General features: G+C 60.3%; 18 protein-coding genes. 3 read left to right on the forward strand and 15 right to left on the reverse strand.

Features of this window, described 5'->3' with window-relative positions; genetic code table 11:
- Window positions 1-68: 68 nt before the first annotated feature.
- The gene (locus FXV83_RS11990) at window positions 69-869 is read right to left on the reverse strand and encodes an acetoacetate decarboxylase family protein (RefSeq protein WP_148739384.1); all 801 of its coding nucleotides are present in this window, start codon (window positions 867-869) and stop codon (window positions 69-71) included.
- A gap of 645 nt (window positions 870-1,514) precedes the next feature.
- Here FXV83_RS11990 and FXV83_RS11995 point away from each other — a divergent pair.
- Entirely contained in the window at window positions 1,515-1,802 is a 288-nt protein-coding gene (locus FXV83_RS11995) for a hypothetical protein (protein WP_148739385.1), read from the forward strand.
- A gap of 96 nt (window positions 1,803-1,898) precedes the next feature.
- Entirely contained in the window at window positions 1,899-2,141 is a 243-nt protein-coding gene (locus FXV83_RS12000; RefSeq protein ID WP_148739386.1) for a hypothetical protein, read from the forward strand.
- 97 nt (window positions 2,142-2,238) lie between these two features.
- Here FXV83_RS12000 and FXV83_RS12005 read toward each other — a convergent pair whose 3' ends face one another.
- The 9 genes from FXV83_RS12005 to FXV83_RS12045 form a co-directional block, all read right to left on the reverse strand.
- Window positions 2,239-2,988: a YoaK family protein gene (locus tag FXV83_RS12005; protein ID WP_148739387.1), complete on the reverse strand. Its 750-nt coding sequence runs from the start codon at window positions 2,986-2,988 to the stop codon at window positions 2,239-2,241.
- 18 nt (window positions 2,989-3,006) lie between these two features.
- Window positions 3,007-4,650, reverse strand: a complete 1,644-nt coding sequence (locus tag FXV83_RS12010) for an NAD-dependent malic enzyme (protein WP_430648934.1) — start codon at window positions 4,648-4,650, stop codon at window positions 3,007-3,009.
- Window positions 4,647-5,687: a nicotinate-nucleotide--dimethylbenzimidazole phosphoribosyltransferase gene (locus tag FXV83_RS12015; RefSeq protein WP_148739388.1), complete on the reverse strand. Its 1,041-nt coding sequence runs from the start codon at window positions 5,685-5,687 to the stop codon at window positions 4,647-4,649. The genes FXV83_RS12010 and FXV83_RS12015 overlap by 4 nt, the downstream gene beginning before the upstream one ends.
- A 64-nt stretch (window positions 5,688-5,751) precedes the next feature.
- Window positions 5,752-7,215: a class II fumarate hydratase gene (fumC, locus tag FXV83_RS12020; protein WP_148739389.1), complete on the reverse strand. Its 1,464-nt coding sequence runs from the start codon at window positions 7,213-7,215 to the stop codon at window positions 5,752-5,754.
- A gap of 24 nt (window positions 7,216-7,239) precedes the next feature.
- Window positions 7,240-8,019 (reverse strand): succinate dehydrogenase iron-sulfur subunit, encoded by a 780-nt coding sequence (locus FXV83_RS12025; protein ID WP_148739390.1) that lies wholly within the window; start codon window positions 8,017-8,019, stop codon window positions 7,240-7,242.
- A gap of 54 nt (window positions 8,020-8,073) precedes the next feature.
- Window positions 8,074-9,867, reverse strand: a complete 1,794-nt coding sequence (gene sdhA / locus FXV83_RS12030; RefSeq protein WP_148739391.1) for a succinate dehydrogenase flavoprotein subunit — start codon at window positions 9,865-9,867, stop codon at window positions 8,074-8,076.
- A 10-nt stretch (window positions 9,868-9,877) separates the two neighbouring features.
- Window positions 9,878-10,294, reverse strand: coding sequence for a succinate dehydrogenase, hydrophobic membrane anchor protein (gene sdhD / locus FXV83_RS12035; protein WP_148739392.1), 417 nt, complete (start codon window positions 10,292-10,294; stop codon window positions 9,878-9,880).
- Between the two features lie 9 nt (window positions 10,295-10,303).
- On the reverse strand, window positions 10,304-10,684 hold the full coding sequence (gene sdhC / locus FXV83_RS12040; RefSeq protein WP_148739393.1) for a succinate dehydrogenase, cytochrome b556 subunit: 381 nt from the start codon (window positions 10,682-10,684) through the stop codon (window positions 10,304-10,306).
- 26 nt (window positions 10,685-10,710) lie between these two features.
- Complete coding sequence (locus FXV83_RS12045; protein ID WP_148739394.1) at window positions 10,711-11,031, reverse strand: succinate dehydrogenase assembly factor 2; 321 nt, start codon at window positions 11,029-11,031, stop codon at window positions 10,711-10,713.
- 367 nt (window positions 11,032-11,398) lie between these two features.
- Here FXV83_RS12045 and FXV83_RS12050 point away from each other — a divergent pair, with 367 nt between their 5' ends.
- Window positions 11,399-11,965, forward strand: coding sequence for an FUSC family protein (locus tag FXV83_RS12050; protein ID WP_148739395.1), 567 nt, complete (start codon window positions 11,399-11,401; stop codon window positions 11,963-11,965).
- Window positions 11,966-12,132: 167 nt separating this feature from the next.
- On the opposite strand, the gene FXV83_RS12055 is transcribed toward FXV83_RS12050, so the two are convergent.
- From FXV83_RS12055 to cyoA, 5 genes are all read right to left on the reverse strand, one after another.
- The gene (locus FXV83_RS12055) at window positions 12,133-12,444 is read right to left on the reverse strand and encodes a helix-turn-helix domain-containing protein (protein WP_187435847.1); all 312 of its coding nucleotides are present in this window, start codon (window positions 12,442-12,444) and stop codon (window positions 12,133-12,135) included.
- Between the two features lie 629 nt (window positions 12,445-13,073).
- Window positions 13,074-13,463 carry a cytochrome o ubiquinol oxidase subunit IV gene (cyoD, locus tag FXV83_RS12060; RefSeq protein WP_148739397.1) on the reverse strand — a complete coding sequence of 130 codons (390 nt, stop codon included), beginning with the start codon at window positions 13,461-13,463 and terminating at the stop codon, window positions 13,074-13,076.
- Window positions 13,460-14,092, reverse strand: a complete 633-nt coding sequence (gene cyoC, locus FXV83_RS12065) for a cytochrome o ubiquinol oxidase subunit III (RefSeq protein ID WP_148739398.1) — start codon at window positions 14,090-14,092, stop codon at window positions 13,460-13,462. Before cyoC ends, cyoD begins: the two co-directional genes overlap by 4 nt.
- Window positions 14,089-16,077: a cytochrome o ubiquinol oxidase subunit I gene (gene cyoB, locus FXV83_RS12070; RefSeq protein ID WP_148739399.1), complete on the reverse strand. Its 1,989-nt coding sequence runs from the start codon at window positions 16,075-16,077 to the stop codon at window positions 14,089-14,091. The genes cyoC and cyoB overlap by 4 nt, the downstream gene beginning before the upstream one ends.
- Window positions 16,074-16,952: a ubiquinol oxidase subunit II gene (gene cyoA, locus FXV83_RS12075; protein WP_235939429.1), complete on the reverse strand. Its 879-nt coding sequence runs from the start codon at window positions 16,950-16,952 to the stop codon at window positions 16,074-16,076. Before cyoA ends, cyoB begins: the two co-directional genes overlap by 4 nt.

Below are 16,952 nucleotides of genomic sequence, written 5' to 3' on the forward strand. Positions count from 1 at the left end.
TGAAGTGCGTTGACTTGTTTATTCCTGCCACAATCGAGAACGCGCTTGTTAGCATCACGCGCCATTTGCTAGGCGGTCAGATTTGCCAGGATCTCGATATCGGTGACCGAATAGGAAAACGAGAACCGATATCCGCGCCCCACCTTCAGTGGCCCCAGCACTTCCAGCTCTTCGCCATAGGCTTCCGGAAAACTGAGCTCACCCTCGCCACTCCAGATGTTTGTGATCAGGAGGCGGTCCGAGACGCATCGCACCAGTTCATCCACGGCTGGCTTGTCGTGCATGCCCGCGGAGAGCCGCGGAAAATATCGCCGTCCCACTACCCGGCGATCGAGCAAGCCAACAAGACGGTCTACCTTTTCACGCAAGGTGACGCGGGCTTGCACCAGCAACCGACCATGAGCGGACATGCAGGCGGCGAACCTGCTATCTTGCGAGAGTTGTGCCGAGGCCGGGCTCGGGGCGGCAAAAGTGCGGGTCTGGTGTACGGCACCGAACTTCTTTGGATATCCCTGGATCCAGCCTCTCATCAAGGCGGCATCGTTATCGGCATAACAATATGGACACCACGCTATTCGTGCCCCCTTCCACATCGCGTCCAGGAGGACACTGAATCCGCGACTCTGGTATCTGGCAGGATCGAGATACTCATTGTTCTGCGCGGTGAACTGGTAGTCCGTGAAGAGTGCAACAGAGTGGCCCGGACATTTCGTGTCAAGCTCGACACCCGTCGGAAGAGTATGGACTGACACATCGGGGTCATTCCAGAACTCGACCGCCAGAACGTCGCCTGCAAAATGCCAGGGCGGCGAAGGGACCAATGCAGCAGCGCCCAAAGGGGACCGAGGGGCGGTGAATCCTTTGAGCATTTCCTCGTCCCCACCACCAATTGCGTATTAGCCGTTCGTCACTTCAACGTGCAACGTTAGTGTTGGTGTCGTTCCCAACGCTTGGACAGACGTGCGGTGACTTGGTGGTTTGTGCACCCCCGATGTTGATGGCGAATTCGATCAGACCGAACAGCCTCACTTATCTAATCGATGCGCCGCACTCACGCTTTTGGGAAGCGGAAGGACTGCAGCGAGGTCGAAAGCTCCAAAGGCTGACGCTTTGCTACAAGCATGGGCCTCGGCGAGGGCGTATTTGTTTCTGCCGTGATCGATTACCAATGGCAGGTCCTGTAATGAATGTAGAACGCCAGAATATAGGGATGATACTTCGGCTAAGGTCCTCGCTGCAGTGGTGCGTCGCGCTGGCCCTGCTGTCCGCGACGACGTCTCCCTCCTTCTCACAAGGAACATTAGAACAACGCATGGCGTGTACGCCCGACGTGTTCAGACTTTGCAGTGCATTCATCCCCAATGCAGATGAGATAACGATTTGTCTCAGAGAGAAGAATGTCGAGCTCAGCGATGCATGCAGGGCGGCGCTCGAGGCGGGAATGAAGCAGCTTCCCAGCGCGAGCGAAAGCACCGGAGCTCGCAAACGCACCTCGAGATAGAGGGATCGGTGAGATGTCTGTTCACAAAATGAAGTTTATGCTGGTGAACGACATGGCGCCGCGCAGGCCCTCTGTCTGCACGGAGTGTTCGCGACCGCTGGAACGGGGCTACTTGCATGATCTTTCCACCTCAAAACGCTATTGCGGCATCGATTGCTACCCCCAATGGATGGTGATGAGTGGCTTTGTCGGGTTGATTGCTTCAACGAGTCCGTTCGAACTCGCTATCGCCTGGCCGAAGCTGACCGTTGATGTCGCGACAGCGCTGCTCGACAGCGCGTGGCGCGATCATGGTGGCTGATGCTCGAGACACATCCGCCTGTTCCAATCTTGTTTTGACAGGTGGGGGTGCTACTGCGCGGCGCCGACAACGCTAGTTCCAGCTCTATGACAAGGCATGTACCAGGTAAAGAATAATCTGAGGCTCACGCGGCAGTTGGTCGCTCATGTTTGCGCTCGGCCCGCCATTATCGTCGACCTTTGCGACGCGGCAGCGTTCATCGACATGCACGGCGACCGCACCCGGCTATGGGTCGCCGCGGAGACCGCCGTCAAGTGCGCCGATAGCAACCCCCGTCTGATCGACCAAGCCACCAGGACTCTCGAAAACACGCTCCGCCGTGAAGGCATGCTTGATTAGCAACTGGCCTCCTTTACGGATCAGACCCGCTTAGCCGAGCGCGCTCTTGAACCGGCACCTCTCGGGGCACCGCCGCGCAGGGTCAATCGGCTTCGCCTCACAACGATGATTGAGCATGATCCGCAGCCTGCTCGAACCGGGGTGACCAACAGGTGATGAGGAGCGCCGCCAGCGCAAGACCGGTGGGCAATACGAGCGACCACAGTCCGACGTGCGCCTGACACCAGGCGCCAAGGCCCGCCCCGGCAACAAAGCCCGCAATTGCTACTCCGGTTCGCCGTGCCCGCGTCACGGCCTTGGCGCGGCTATCGGGGTTCGTTCCGAGCCACACCTCACCAAGATCCAGGACCAGCCGGGTCAAGTTGGTCGTCATCACCGCAGTAGATGGCGCATCCTTCAGTGAGAGTTGCACAAGTGCGTTTTGTACGGCCATCGCGGAAACGCCGAGCATGGCAGCACCTATCATGATCGCCGCATCCGGATCAGTGAGGGAGCCAACCCCTATACAGATCGTGAGAAGGCCGGAAAGGAGAAGAAACTGCAGGAGCAGCAGTGGCCTCAGAGAAACAATCCTGGACCGATCGAGTCCGGCCGCCAGAAGTCGCGCTGCAACGAGCGCGATGACAAAAACGGGCACGGACAGCAAATGCGCCGCCGACGCGTGCTCGCCTGCGGTGGATCTTGCCGCAAGGATCACCAGATTACCGGTGACGTGGGCGATGAACAGGGTTCCCAGCCCGAGGAACCCAATCACGTCCACACTGCCTGCGATGACGCTCAGCACAAAGGTTAGCAACTTCGTGCGGAGCGGGTCGCTGACCGTCTCCACGGCCGAAGACCTTTTCATCAATGGTTCAAATTGTCCTCACTCCGGATAGACGGGGCGGTAGACACACGATCGGATCAGCGCGCCGATATCGGCAGGCCGCGGCACTCGCGCCAAACCTTGGTCGAAAATGCAAGCGGCAACCCGCTCGGCCACGTGCAGCGAGGTGGCAAAAATCCGTTCGCGCGGCGGATAGATGAGCTCCGCTGCGAGGTTGTCCTCGCTGACCTGTTCGGCAATGGCCTGCGCGGCGGTAAGGAACATTTCGTCGGTGACCCGCTCCGCCTCCGTCGCAAAGAGCGCCATGGCCATGGCGGGGAAGATGTAGACGTTGTTGCCCTGGTTCGGCACGAATTTCCGACCGCCAATCTCGACCGGAGGAAACGGGCTGCCGCTGGCAAAAATGGCGCGCCCCCCGGACCAGCGATAGGCTTCCTCGGCCGAGCATTCGGAGCGCGAGGTCGGATTGGAATACGGAAAGATGATCGGCCGCTGATTGAGCTCGGCCATGGTTTCGACCACCTCACGGGTGAACAGCTTCGGGATTCCGCTGACCCCGATGATGCCAGTCGGCTTCAGAGCCTTGACCGCCTCGACGAACTTCGCGATCGGCTGTCGGTCTTGTGCGAACGGACGCTGAAAATCCGCGATATCCTTCCGAGAGGTGACGAGCAGGCCATTGACATCGAAGAGGGCATTGCGGCGCCTCGCTTCGTGTATATCCATGCCGGTTTCTGCCATGGCCTTGCTGATCAGCTCTGCAATTCCTGTCCCCGCCGAGCCAGCGCCGAGAAACAGGAACCGCTGATCGGTGATTTTCTGTTTTGTGATGCGCAACGAGGCCAGGATACCAGCAAGGGCCACTCCCGCAGTGCCTTGGATGTCGTCATTGAACGTACAGATCTCGTTGCGGTACCGCTCGAGGATCGGCACCGCATTGATGTTGGCAAAATCCTCCCACTGGATGCAGCTTTTCGGGTAGAGCTGCTGCACCGCCGTCACGAACTCATCAACGAACGCCATGTATTCGCCGCCACGGACGCGGCTTTGCCGCAGTCCCAAATAGAGCGGGTCATCGAGCAGAGCCTGGTTATTCGTGCCGACGTCGATAACGACCGGCAGGCAATACTGCGGCGGCACGCCGGCACATGCCGTGCACAGCGCCAGTTTCCCGATCGGGATGCCCATGCCGCCGGCGCCGAGATCGCCCAGCCCGAGGATGCGCTCGCCGTCGGTGACGACGATGAAGCGCACGTCCTTTTCGGGCCAATTGGACAACAGCTCCTTGACGCGACCGCGCGCGCTGATCGGCAGGTAAATGCCGCGCGGCTGGCGGAAGATATGGCCGAATTTCTGGCACGCCTCGCCGACCGTCGGCGTATACACAATCGGCATGTAGGTCGCCGGATCCGACCTCAGAACCGCGTAAAAGAGGGTCTCATTGCGTGCCTGCAGATCCGACAATACGAGGTATTTGAGCAAATCGTTTTCGAGGCGGACGATCTCATCGTGTCGGCGCGCGACCTGCAGCTCAAGCGAAAGCATGGCCGGCGGCAACAAGCCTTCGAGACCGAAAGCACTGCGCTCTGCCTCCGTGAATGCGGTACCTTTGTTGAGACGCGCGTTGTGCAGCCGATCGTAACCGGTAAGCTGCTTCGAAGTCATTTTGGCTGGTGCGTTCATCGTGCTTGCTCCTTTTGTACAATTTCGAAAGTGTCTGCTGCGTGCATCCCCGAATGGATGAGCGCAGCCGCCTTGACCATGCCGGCGGCGAGTGCGGCACCGGTGCCCTCACCCTCGCCCATCCCGAGATCGAAGAGCGGTGTCAGGCCGATCTTCTCCGCGAGTTGACGATGGCCGGGCTCGGTCGCGGCGACATAGGCCAACAGGCAGTGGTCGAGAGCCGACGGATTGGCGCGATGAAGCACCGCGGCGGCCGCTGTCGCCGCAAAGCCTTCGAGGAGGATGGTAGCCTGGGTCCGCGCGGCGATGATTGTGCCGGCGATCGCCGCGAATTCGCGCCCGCCCAAGCGTCGCAGAACCTCAAGCGGATCCTCGAGATGTCCGGAGTGCAGGGCGAGCGCGTGATCGACAGTCTCCGCCTTCCGGCCGATCATCGCCGCATCGGCCCCTGACCCCGCGCCGACCCAGTCGGCACCGCTGCCGCCGAAGATCGCGGCCGATATCGCCGCGGCTGCAGTCGAAGCACCGACGCCGATACTCGACACTGCGATGAGATCGACGCCGTCGGTGACTGCCTCTATGCCGAATGCCATGGTTGCGGCGCAACCTCGCTCGTCCATCGCGGCGCCCATGGTGAAATCGGCAGTCGGCAGGTCGAGAGCGAGGTCGTAGAGCTTCAGCCCGAGGCCGTGGGCGGCACAGACCTGGTTGACTCCCGCCCCGCTGGCCGTCGCAAGCTCGACAAAGCGCTGGGTAGCCTCAACCGGGCGCGGCGAGACATCGTGCCGCGCGATCCCGTGATTGCCGGCGAAGATCGCCACGACCGGGCGTCGAACAGCCGGCGGCCGACCCGTCGAGGCGGCGAGCCAGCCGGCAAGCCTTTCGATGCGGCCAAGCGATGTCTTGGGTTTTTCGATGCGGCCGAAATCGTCGCGAACGCGGGCAGCCGCGCGCTCATCCAGCGGCGGCAACCGCTCTATGAGTGCGCGAAAATCACCGAAGGGCAGTCCGGAATCAAATGACGAAAGAGTTGCCATTGATCATGTCCTCTGCCGGTTCATGACCCGTAAGCTGCCTGGCAGTCATTTTGGCTAAGTGCGTTCATCGTGTTTGCTCCATTCGTGCGATTTCGACAGTGTCTGCGCCCCGAACGCCATGATCAGCTTTGTCTGCTACGTAGGGGCGGACCATCTTTGCCGGGTCGACCACGCGGTCGAATGTCGCCTCGTCCACATGGCCGAGATGTAGTGCGGCCTCTTTCAGGGTCAGATCGTTCTCCGCTGCGAAATGGGCGACCGCCGAAGCCTTGTCGTAGCCGATCACCGGCGCGAGTGCCGTAACCAGCATCAGTGAGTGGTGGACGTATTCGGAGATCTTCTTGCGGTTCGGTTGCGTGCCCTCGACGAGAAATTTCCGGAAATTCGTGCACCCGTCACTGAGCAGCGTAATCGACTGGGCGATGTTGGCGATCATCACGGGCTTGTAGACGTTCATTTCGAGATAGCCTCCCGCGCCGCCAAAGCCGACCGCGATATCGTTCGCCATGACCTGCACGGCGATCATCGTCAGTGCTTCAGCCTGCGTGGGATTGACCTTTCCCGGCATAATCGACGACCCCGGTTCGTTCTCGGGAATGAGCAACTCAGCCAAACCGGCGCGCGGGCCGCATGAGAGCAACCGGATATCGTTGCCGATCTTGTAGAGAGACACCGCCAGGGTGCGCAGCGTCCCCGAGAGCTGCACCAGCGCGTCATGCGCACCCTGAACAGCAAATTTGTTGGGTGCGCTCACAAAGGGAAGGTTGGTGAGCCTGGCGATCTCCGCGGCGGCGGCTTCTCCGAAGCCGGGCGCGCTGTTGATCCCGGTCCCGACCGCGGTACCGCCGAGCGCGAGTCGGTAGACACCCGGCAGCGCCTGCTCGACCCGCTCCAGGTCGTCCGCCAGCATCGCGGCATAACCCGACCATTCCTGGCCGAGCGTGAGTGGCGTCGCATCCTGCATGTGGGTGCGGCCGATCTTCACGATGTCGTCCCATTCGGCGGCCTTGGCCGCAATCGCATCGCGTAGCGCGGTGACGGCAGGAATCAGTCGCTCCTTGACATTGACGGCGGCGGCAATGTGCATCGCCGATGGAAAGGAATCGTTCGACGACTGCGACATGTTCACGTGATCGTTTGGATGAACCGGATGCTTGCTGCCGAGCTCCGTGCCGGTCAGCTGACAGCACCGGTTCGAGACCACCTCGTTGACGTTCATGTTGAACTGAGTGCCGCTGCCGGTCATCCAGACATGCAACGGAAACATGTCCTGATGTCTGCCGCCAAGGATCTCGTCACAAACGCGCGTGATTAGCGCGTAAGCTTGATCAGGGAGCCGGCCGCCCTTGTGGTTGGCCGTGGCAGCCGCGCGCTTTATGACCGCGTAGGCAGCGATCATCTCGCGCGGAATCAGGTCCCGACCGATGCTGAAGTGCTGCAGGGATCGCTGGGTCTGCGCGCCCCAGAGCTTTTCAGCTGGCACTTCGACCCGGCCCAGGCTGTCGGCCTCTGTACGAAATTCTGACATGGTGCTCTCATCTGCTCCGTGACATCAGCCGCGCTCGGAAATCATGTGCTTGGTGTTGCCGATCGCGCGCGCGGGGTTCAGCCCTTTCGGGCACGTCTTTGTGCAGTTCATGATCGTGTGACAGCGATAGAGGCGGAACGGATCCTCGAGGCGGTCAAGCCGCTCCCCGGTGGCCTGATCCCGGCTGTCGGCAAGCCAGCGATAGGACTGCAGCAGGATCGACGGACCGAGATACTTGTCCTGGTTCCACCAGTAGCTCGGGCACGAAGTGGAACAGCAGAAGCAGAGAATGCACTCCCACATGCCGTCGAGTTTGGCTCGTTCCTCGGGGGATTGCCGGCGCTCGCGATCCGGCGGCGGTTGATCTGACTGCAGCCAAGGCTCGATCAACGCGTACTGCGCGTACAATCCGGTCAAGTCAGGAATGAGATCCTTCAAGACGGGCAGATGCGGAAGCGGCGTGATCCGGCTCGTGCCTGTCTTCAGGCTGTCGATCGGCGTCAGACAGGCCAGCGTATTGTGTCCGTCGATGTTCATCGCACAAGAGCCACACACGCCTTCACGGCAGGACCGCCGGTACGACAGTGATGGATCGATCTGATCATTGATCTTGACGAGCGCATCGAGAACCATTGGTCCGCAATGATCGAGGTCAATCTCGTATGTATCCAAGGTTGGATTCGCTTGCTTGTCCGGATCCCAGCGATAGATCCGGAAGCTCTTGACCCGCGCGCCATTGTTCGGTGTCGGCCAGCGTTTGCCGTTTCCGACTTTGGAATTCGCTGGAAGTGTGAACTCCGACATTTCGGGACTCTCCTGGTTTGATGATGACTCGCTGCTATCGATGAACCCGACGCGCTAATGAGTGCGCTCTGCCGGCGGAAAGCTTTCCACTTCGTTGGAGCGCGTTTCCAGACGCACCGGGCGATAGTCGAAGGTGACCTTCCAGTCTGCATCTTTCCGGGCGACGGTGTGCTTGAGCCAATTCTTGTCATCGCGCTGCGGATAGTCATCACGCGCGTGTGCTCCTCGCGATTCCGTGCGGGCCACGGCGGAATGAGCAATCACGACCGCCTGCTCGGACAGATTTGCGAGCTCAAGGGCCGAGACCAACGCGACGTTCCACTTCAGCGAGGAGTCATCGACCGTAACGCGCTCCAGGGGATCGCGCAGGTCGTTCAGCTTCTTCATTCCCTCCTGCAAGGTGTCTTCACGACGAAATACGCCAAAGCCCGATTGCATTGCTTCCTGCATCAGCGGACGGATCTCACCGGGCTTGTTGCCGCCCTTGCTATGGCGGGTCCGGTCGAAACGAGCCAACGCGGCCTCCTGCGAGTGACCATTCACCTCACGCGCACGAGTTCCCGGCTTGATCAACTCGGCCGCGCGCAACGCTGCCGCCCGCCCGAAGACAATAAGATCGAGCAAGCTGTTGGTGCCTAGCCGGTTGGCGCCATGCACCGAAACACATGCCGCTTCACCGATCGCCATCAGTCCCGGCACGACTGTCTCTGTGCTGTCCTTTGTCGGATGAACGACTTCAGCCTTGATGTTCGTCGGAATGCCGCCCATGACGTAATGCACCGTCGGAATAACGGGAATTGGCTCCTTATGCGCGTCAACGCCGGCGAACGTACGCGCTGACTGGACAATGCCGGGCAGACGCGCGTCGAGCACATCCGCGGGGATATGTTCGAGGTGAAGATGGATGTGATCCTTTTTCTCACCGACCCCGCGGCCTTCTCGGATCTCGACAGCTTCGGCCCGGCTGACGACATCGCGTGATGACAAATCCTTCTCTCGCGGCGCATATTTAGGCATGAACCGCTCGCCCTCGCTGTTGGTCAGATAGCCGCCCTCGCCACGGGCGCCTTCGGTAATCAAAACGCCCGCGCCGTAGACGCCGGTGGGATGGAATTGAATGAATTCCATGTCCTGCAGCGGCAGGCCGGCGCGCAGCACCATCGCGCTTCCGTCACCGGTGCAGGTGTGCGCCGAGGTGCAGGACTGGTAGACGCGGCCGCACCCGCCTGTCGCGATGACCGTCATGTTGGCGCGGAAACGATGGATCGATCCGTCTTCAAGACACAAGGCGAGCAGACCACGGCAGAAACCGTCGTCGTCCATCAGCAGGTCGAGTGCAAAATACTCAATGAAGAATCGGGCTTTGTGCTTCAGGCACTGTTGGTAGAGCGTGTGCAGGATGGCGTGGCCGGTGCGATCAGCCGCGGCGCAGGCCCGGTAAGCCATGTCGCCCTTGGCATAGTCCGTCGTGTGCCCGCCGAAGCGCCGCTGGTAGATTTTACCGGCATCGGTTCGACTGAACGGCACCCCCAGATGCTCAAGCTCGACGACAGCGTCTACCGCCTCACGACACATGTACGCGATCGCGTCCTGGTCGCCGAGCCAGTCGGACCCCCTCACCGTGTCGAACATGTGCCAGCGCCAGTCGTCGTTTTCGATATTTCCCAGGGCAGCGCTGACACCACCTTGCGCCGCGACGGTATGGCTGCGGGTGGGAAAGACCTTGGTGATGCAGGCTGTGTTCAAACCGGCCGCGACCATCCCGAGTGTGGCCCGGAGTCCGGCGCCGCCGGCACCGAGGACGATCACGTCGAAAGAGTGGTCAACGATTTCGTAGGCGTTTGGCATTCTGGTCTCCTTAGTGGCCGAGAAAGAGCTTGAGGACAGCGAGCACGCCGGCGCCTGCGAGGATCACCGCAACTGCCCGAAAGAGAAGTTCGGCTGCCAGCAGCCGGGCGCGTGTGTGCACGTAATCGAGAATGACCGAGCGTACGCCGATCAGCGCATGCGTGATCCCGGCAAGAACGACGAGGATCACGAGCAGGGCTGGTACAGGCAAGGAAAGCCAGTCGGCGGCCGTCTTCCGGTCCGAGGTCGCGAGTGACAGGATCGACACTGCGAAATAGACGCTCAGCGGGATCAGCGCGATGGCCGTCAAGCGCTGCAATCGCCATTCGCGCAGTCCGTCGCGCGCGCTGCCGAACTGGCGGACGCGCCGAGGCACCACCTCGTCGCGCAGCGCCGTCTTGTCCGATAGAGAGGAAGTCTTTGTCATTGGAGTCTCCTAGGCCAGAAACACGCAGAGCCAGGTCATGGCAGTCAGGAGCACGGTCGCGGCGAGAACAGCGTAGCCGCTCCGAGAGGCGCCCCTGATTTCAAGGCCGTAACCGGCGTCCCAAGCCAGATGACGGACGCCGTTACATAGGTGGTAGAAGAAGGCGACCGACCAGCCGAACAACAGCACAAGGCCGATCGGCGAAGCGAGAAATGCATGGGTGGTTGCAAACAGTTCACCGCCGGTCGCCACGGTGATGAGCCACCAGACGAGCAGGATTGAGCCTATTGCCAGCGCGATGCCCGTGAGTCGGTGAAGGATGGACAGCGCCGAGGTGATCTGGAAGCGATACCAGATCGGAAACATGAAGGGCGATAGCGGACGTTCCATGGGGTGCTCCGGTCGATATTCCGATTTCAATGCTGACCAATCTGCCGCGCTGCACGATCTCGCTCGGTGCAGAAACTGCGCAGTAGTCTCATCACGTCGTGTTCATGTTCCGGCGGCGGAACGCTGACGCCGAAGATCCAGTCAAACAGATCCGGGTCCGTGCAATCGAGCAGTGCTTCAAACCGCCCGAGTTGATTGCTGTCCAGGGTCTTGAGGGAGCCCTCGGCGAACGGGCCGAGAATGAGGTCGCTTTCCTGCGTTCCGCGATGCCAGCACCGAAAGAGAAGCCGCCGACAGCGAATATCTCGCTGCTCGCTCTCCGGTGAACAGGAAATATGATTATCCATTCTGCGTGTTTCCCTGTGGCAGGGAGAACCCGGTGCGCGATGAAGACGCCAGGCCGATCCGCATTTCGTCAGTCGTCTCGATATTCATCACGCTGCTCCGGCAACGGCATTTCATCCCGTTTCGCAGCGCTGCACTTGTCGCTGCGTACACACAATGCTCTCTCCAGACGGTTCGTTCTTGGACGCGACGGCTTGATCGTGACTGATCATGCTCAAAATGGCGGTGAACAACCTTGAACAAGCCACGGCGGCGTGTCAGATCTGCCGTGCAGCCGATCGGAGATTTTCATGAAGATCGCTTCGCCGCGACCACAGCGAACTCATCGACATCTTCGCCAACTGTCGCGCTGACGATCGGGCGGCGTCCGTGGCAAGCAAGATCGTTCGCGCGATTGCCTTTGTCCTTCGTTGCTCCGGAGCAGCAACCGTCGCCTACGAGTTCGTGTTCTTCCTGGGACTGCAGGGACTTTGGGCCGCGATGTCGGCAATGATCGTTTCGCAAGAACGATTGCACGAGACGCGCTCGTCCTTGACAGGACGCATTCTCGGCACACTGCTTGGGATCGGCGTGACCGTCGCAGTGAACGAGATCGCCTCACGCACTGCAATCTCCACTGCCGTGCAGATGGCAATTGCGGTGGCGCTCTGTGCGCTGGTCGTGCGCGAGCTTCCAACGCTTCGCGTTGCGATGTGGACCTGCCCGATTATTCTGCTGACTGCGCAACCGTCGGTCCCAATGCTCCTGGTCGCACTACATCGCGGCAGCGAAGTCATCCTCGGCGCCATCATCGAGTGGACAGTTCATTGGCTCGCCGAGGTCGTCGTAGACGCATTGGCTGGCTCGGCACTTGATCTGCGTTGTGGCCGTGTGTCACGTCACGAACCTGCGCAAGCTGCCGATCAACAGCGAACTGAGCATATCGAGGGTGACTAGATGACTCGCGTTGTCCAATCGGTCCAGATACTCCGATAGGCACATTTTCTGACAACATGCCTTCCGTCCGAAAACAAGCCGCTCGCTGAAACGACTTCCCGGAGGAGCATCTACTGATTATTGGTGGCGGGTCTACTGTTCGAGAGCCCGGCGCCACGCGCGCGGACTTACGCCAACATCCCTGTGAAAGCCCGCGTGAGGTGGCTCTGGTCGCAGAAGCCGCAGGCCACGGCCACATCAGATATCGACAGCCGCCCGTCGCGCAGCGTTTCCTTTGCCACCTCAATGCGGCGCTTCATGAGCCATCGGTGAGGCGCCATTCCTACGGATTGGCTAAACGCGCGCGAAAAATGGGCCTTGGAGAACCCGCATTCCCGAGCCAACTCCTCCACAGGCACACCACCTAGGTTGGCGTCGATCAGCTCCTTCGCGCGCCGTTCCTGCCATGGCGCAAGCCCACCCCGGACCGGCTGTGACATTGGCCGCATGCCTCCATAAGTCTGAGCGACATGCGCCACAACCGCCAGCAGAACGTGGTCGACAAACAACGGGTTGGCCTGGTCGGGATGTCTGAGGGGGGCAGCAGCAAGCTCCCGAGGCTGGACATCGTAATGTCGTTGACGCCCACACCGGGCTTATAGCTCAGATCGCGAATTCGCGGTGCGTTGGCCTCGTCAGCGATCACGTCCAGCACCGCACGCGGCAGATAAACGACCAGAGAGTGATAGGGCTTGTCGAGGAGAGTGACAGGATCTCGCCTCAGGTCATGGAGTGAAGTATCGCCAGCCCGCAGATCGCACACTGACGCTCGTCGGCCATCCGACCAGTATTGCGATGGAGACAATCGCGGAGTTGCACGGAGACGAGGAACGCATCTTCCGGTCGAATCGGACCGCTCATTCCCGGCCGTGGATTATCGCATCGAACCTCGGTGACGGCCATATCAGCGTTGCGCAGTGCTCGGGAAACGATCGCAGACGCGTTTTCGACTCGCGCTCGCTCGCCAAGCCGGTGTCCATAAGCCTCGGTCATCATTCCATCCATCGGAATTTCTCCGCACTCCATCCGTTCGCCAAGCTCGCGACGTAGCGTCTTGGCTCAAGCTCTCTCAGTGCTGCATGCTCATCGGCGCACCCGAAGGCATCATCATGTTCGTACTCATATCTGCCACGATCCACATCGTGCCGGCGATCACGACGAATACGATGAGAACGCCAAAGGCGAGCGCGAGTACGTTGTTGGTGCTTTCCGGCCCGCTGGTGATGTGCAGGAAAAACACCAGGTGAATGCCCATCTGGGCAATGGCGAGGACAGCGAGCCCGAGGAGTACGCCGCCCGGCCAAAGCAGCGTCGTGTTTGCAGCCCAGAACGACGTGGCCGTGAGAAGAACCGCCACAAACAGGCCGATCGTGTAGACGAGAAGCTCGGAGGGAGCCGATGCGTGCATCTCGCGGCTCGGCCTGTCTCCGGGTGCGCGTTCGTGTCGAGCGTCGGTCATGAACTCACTCCCATCAGATAGACCACCGTGAATACCCCAACCCAGACGATGTCGAGGGCGTGCCAGAACAAGGAAAAGCAGAGCAGGCGATGCTGCACCCTCGCAGCGAATCCGAATACCGCCACCTGCACCATCATCACGATCAGCCAGATCAGTCCGAGCGCGACGTGCAGCCCGTGACATCCGACAAGCGTGAAGAATGCGGACAGAAAGGCGCTCCGCTGCGGCGCGGCACCGATGGCGATCATGCTAGAGAATTCGCGAATCTCGAGACTGAGAAACGCGGCTCCGAGTGCGAAAGTGATCAGGGCCCCTAGATAGGTCCTGAGGTAGCGGCGCGAATTGATCGCCAAGGACATCAGTCCGCAGGTGTAGCTCGAAACGAGCAGGCAAACCGTTTCAATCGCGACCGTAGTCTGATTGAACAACTGAGCGCCGGTCGGCCCGCCGGCTGTGGAGCGCACGAGGACCGCGTAGCTCGCGAAAAACGCGGCAAACATGATGATGTCACTCAGCAGGAAGATCCAGAAGCCATAGGCGACCACGATCCTCTTTGGAGCGGGTCCCGCCTCACTCGCACTTGGCAGTTCGTCTTGCGGAATCTGGTCAATTGCGACGGCGATATTCATGCTGCAACTCCTGCCTGGTGGGATCGTACGAACCGGGCGACCTCCTCGGCCGGCACCTCGATTTCGTTGTAGCGGCGGAATGAGAAGGCAAGCAACGTCACGAATGCGCCGAACACTCCGACGCTGGCCAGCCACCAAATGTGCCAGATGAGCGCAAAGCCGATGACGACGGCGAAGAAGGCGGTAACAAAGCCGGTGGCGCTGTTCTTCGGCATTTCGACGGGCTCGTACTTGCGCGTCGGCGTCGGCTCGTCCTTTGTCGCTTGCGCGCGATTCTTGCTGCTCCAGAACGCGTCCAGCTCGGCGACCTTGGGTTGGAACGCAAAGTTCCATGCCGGCGGCGGAGACGCTGTCGCCCATTCGAGCGTACGACCGTTCCACGGATCGCCGGTCACGTCGCGCAGCTCCTCGCGATTACGGATCGACACAACAAGTTGCACGACTTGGCAAACGACTCCGACCAAGATGATAGCGGTGCCGAAGGCCGCCGCTATCAACCACGGCCGCCAGGACAAATTATCGTAATGTTGCATGCGCCGGGTCATGCCCATCAGGCCCAGCACGTAGAGCGGCATGAAGGCGACATAGAAGCCGACGAGCCAGCACCAGAACGAGGCTTTTCCCCAGCGTTCGTCGAGCTTGAACCCGAATGCCTTGGGGAACCAATAATTGTACCCCGCCATCACGCCAAACACGACGCCGCCGATGGCGACGTTGTGGAAGTGCGCGACCAGGAACACGCTGTTGTGCAGCTGGAAGTCGGCCGGAGGCACCGCCAGGAGCACGCCGGTCATGCCGCCGATGACGAAAGTCACCATGAAGCCAATCGACCACAGCACCGGCACCGAGAACCGAACCCGGCCGCCGTACATCGTGAACAGCCAGTTGAAGACTTTCGCGCCCGTCGGCAAAGCGATGATCATGCTCATGACGCCGAAGAAGCCGTTGACGTTTGCGCTGGCACCCATTGTGAAAAAGTGGTGCAGCCAGACCAAGAAGGAGAGGATGCAGATAGTCATCGTCGCGGCCACCATCGAGCGATAGCCGAACAGCGGCTTGCCGGAGAAGGTCGCCATAACTTCCGAGAATACGCCGAACGCCGGCAGGATCAGGATGTAGACTTCGGGGTGCCCCCATACCCAGAAGAGGTTGGAGTACAGCATCTGATTGCCCTGGCCTTCGAGCGAGAAGAAGTGAAAGCCGAGATAGCGATCGAGCGCCAGCATCGCGAGCGTCGCGGTCAGGACCGGAAAAGCCGCGACAATGAGCAGGTTAGCGGCAAGCGCGGTCCAGCAGAAGACCGGCATGCGCATATAGCTCATCCCTGGCGCGCGCAGTTTGAGGATTGTCGTGACGAAGTTGATGCCCGCCAGCAAGGTGCCGATACCGGAGATTTGCAGCGACCAAAGATAGTAGTCGACGCCGACGCCGGGCGAATATTGCATTTCGCTCAGGGGGGGATAACCCCACCAGGTGGCTTTTGAGAACTCGCCGACCGCCAGCGAAATGTTGACCAACAACGCGCCCGACGCAGTCAGCCAGAAGCTGACGGAGTTGAGCGTAGGGAATGCGACATCGCGAACACCAAGTTGCAACGGCACCGCGAAGTTCATGAGCCCCACCACGAACGGCATTGCCATGAACAAGATCATGATCGTGCCGTGGGCAGAGAAAATCTGATTGAAATGCTCGGGCGGCAGATAACCTTGTGCACCGCCGGCTGCGAGCGCCTGCTGCGAGCGGATCATGATTGCATCGCTGAAGCCGCGCAGCATCATGACGAGCGCCAATATGCAATACATGGTGCCTATCCGCTTGTGGTCGACCGAGGTGAGCCATTCGCGCCACAGATAGAGCCAGGCTCCCTTCGCCGTGACGAACCCGAGAACAACCACCACGACCAGGACCATGAAGCCCGTCGCGCCCATGATGATCGGTTCATGGAGGGGAATCGCGTTCCAATCGAGCTTACCAAGGAGATTCATCGCTCTGCCCTCTGCGAGGTTGAACAAATTGATAGAGAGGAGTCTTGCGCACCCATGTCAGCGTTTACGATGCTGCTGAACAGATCGGGGGCGACGGCGCGATAGGTGAACGGCGCGACCGCCTTGCTTGGCTTGACCAGGTCGGCATAAGTCTGCTTATCGAGCGCCGAACCGGTTTCGCGGGCCTGGCGAACCCACTGTGCGAATCTATCGTCTGTCACTGCATCGACCGTGAAGCGCATGTCGGGAAAGCCGTCGCCGCTGAACATGGCAGATATCCCTGCATAGGTTCCGAGATGGTCCGCCTGCAGGTGGAGGCGCGTCGCCATACCGGACATGGTGTAGACCTGGCTCCCGAGCTGAGGCACGAAGAAGCTGTTCATGACGCTCGATGAGGTCAGCTCGAAGCTGATCGGCGTGCCAACCGGTACGACTAGCTTGTTGACGCTTGCGATCCCCTGCTCCGGGTAGATGAACAGCCATTTCCAATCGAGTGAGACGACCTGAACGTTGACAGGCTTGACGGTTGAGCTAATCGGCTTGCCCGGATCAAGGTCGTGTGCGCCGATCCATGCAACGCCGCCGACCAGGAGCACCGTCATCGCGGGGATGGACCAGACCAGCAACTCCAAGCGTCCGGAATATGTGAAATCTGGCCGATAGCGCGCACGCTCATTCGATGCACGAAACCAGAAAGCAAAGCCGAGTATCGCAAGGATTACTGGGATCACGATCGCCAGCATGATGCCAAGCGCGTTGAACAGAATTTGCCGCTCCGCCAGCGCAATCGGCCCTTTCGGATCGAGCACGCCTTCCGTGCAACCACTGAGCATCATGGCTCCGATAAGGAGGCCAGCCAATAAGCCGTATCGCAT

This window comes from Bradyrhizobium hipponense (assembly GCF_008123965.1).
Classification (GTDB): Bacteria; Pseudomonadota; Alphaproteobacteria; order Rhizobiales; family Xanthobacteraceae; genus Bradyrhizobium; species Bradyrhizobium hipponense.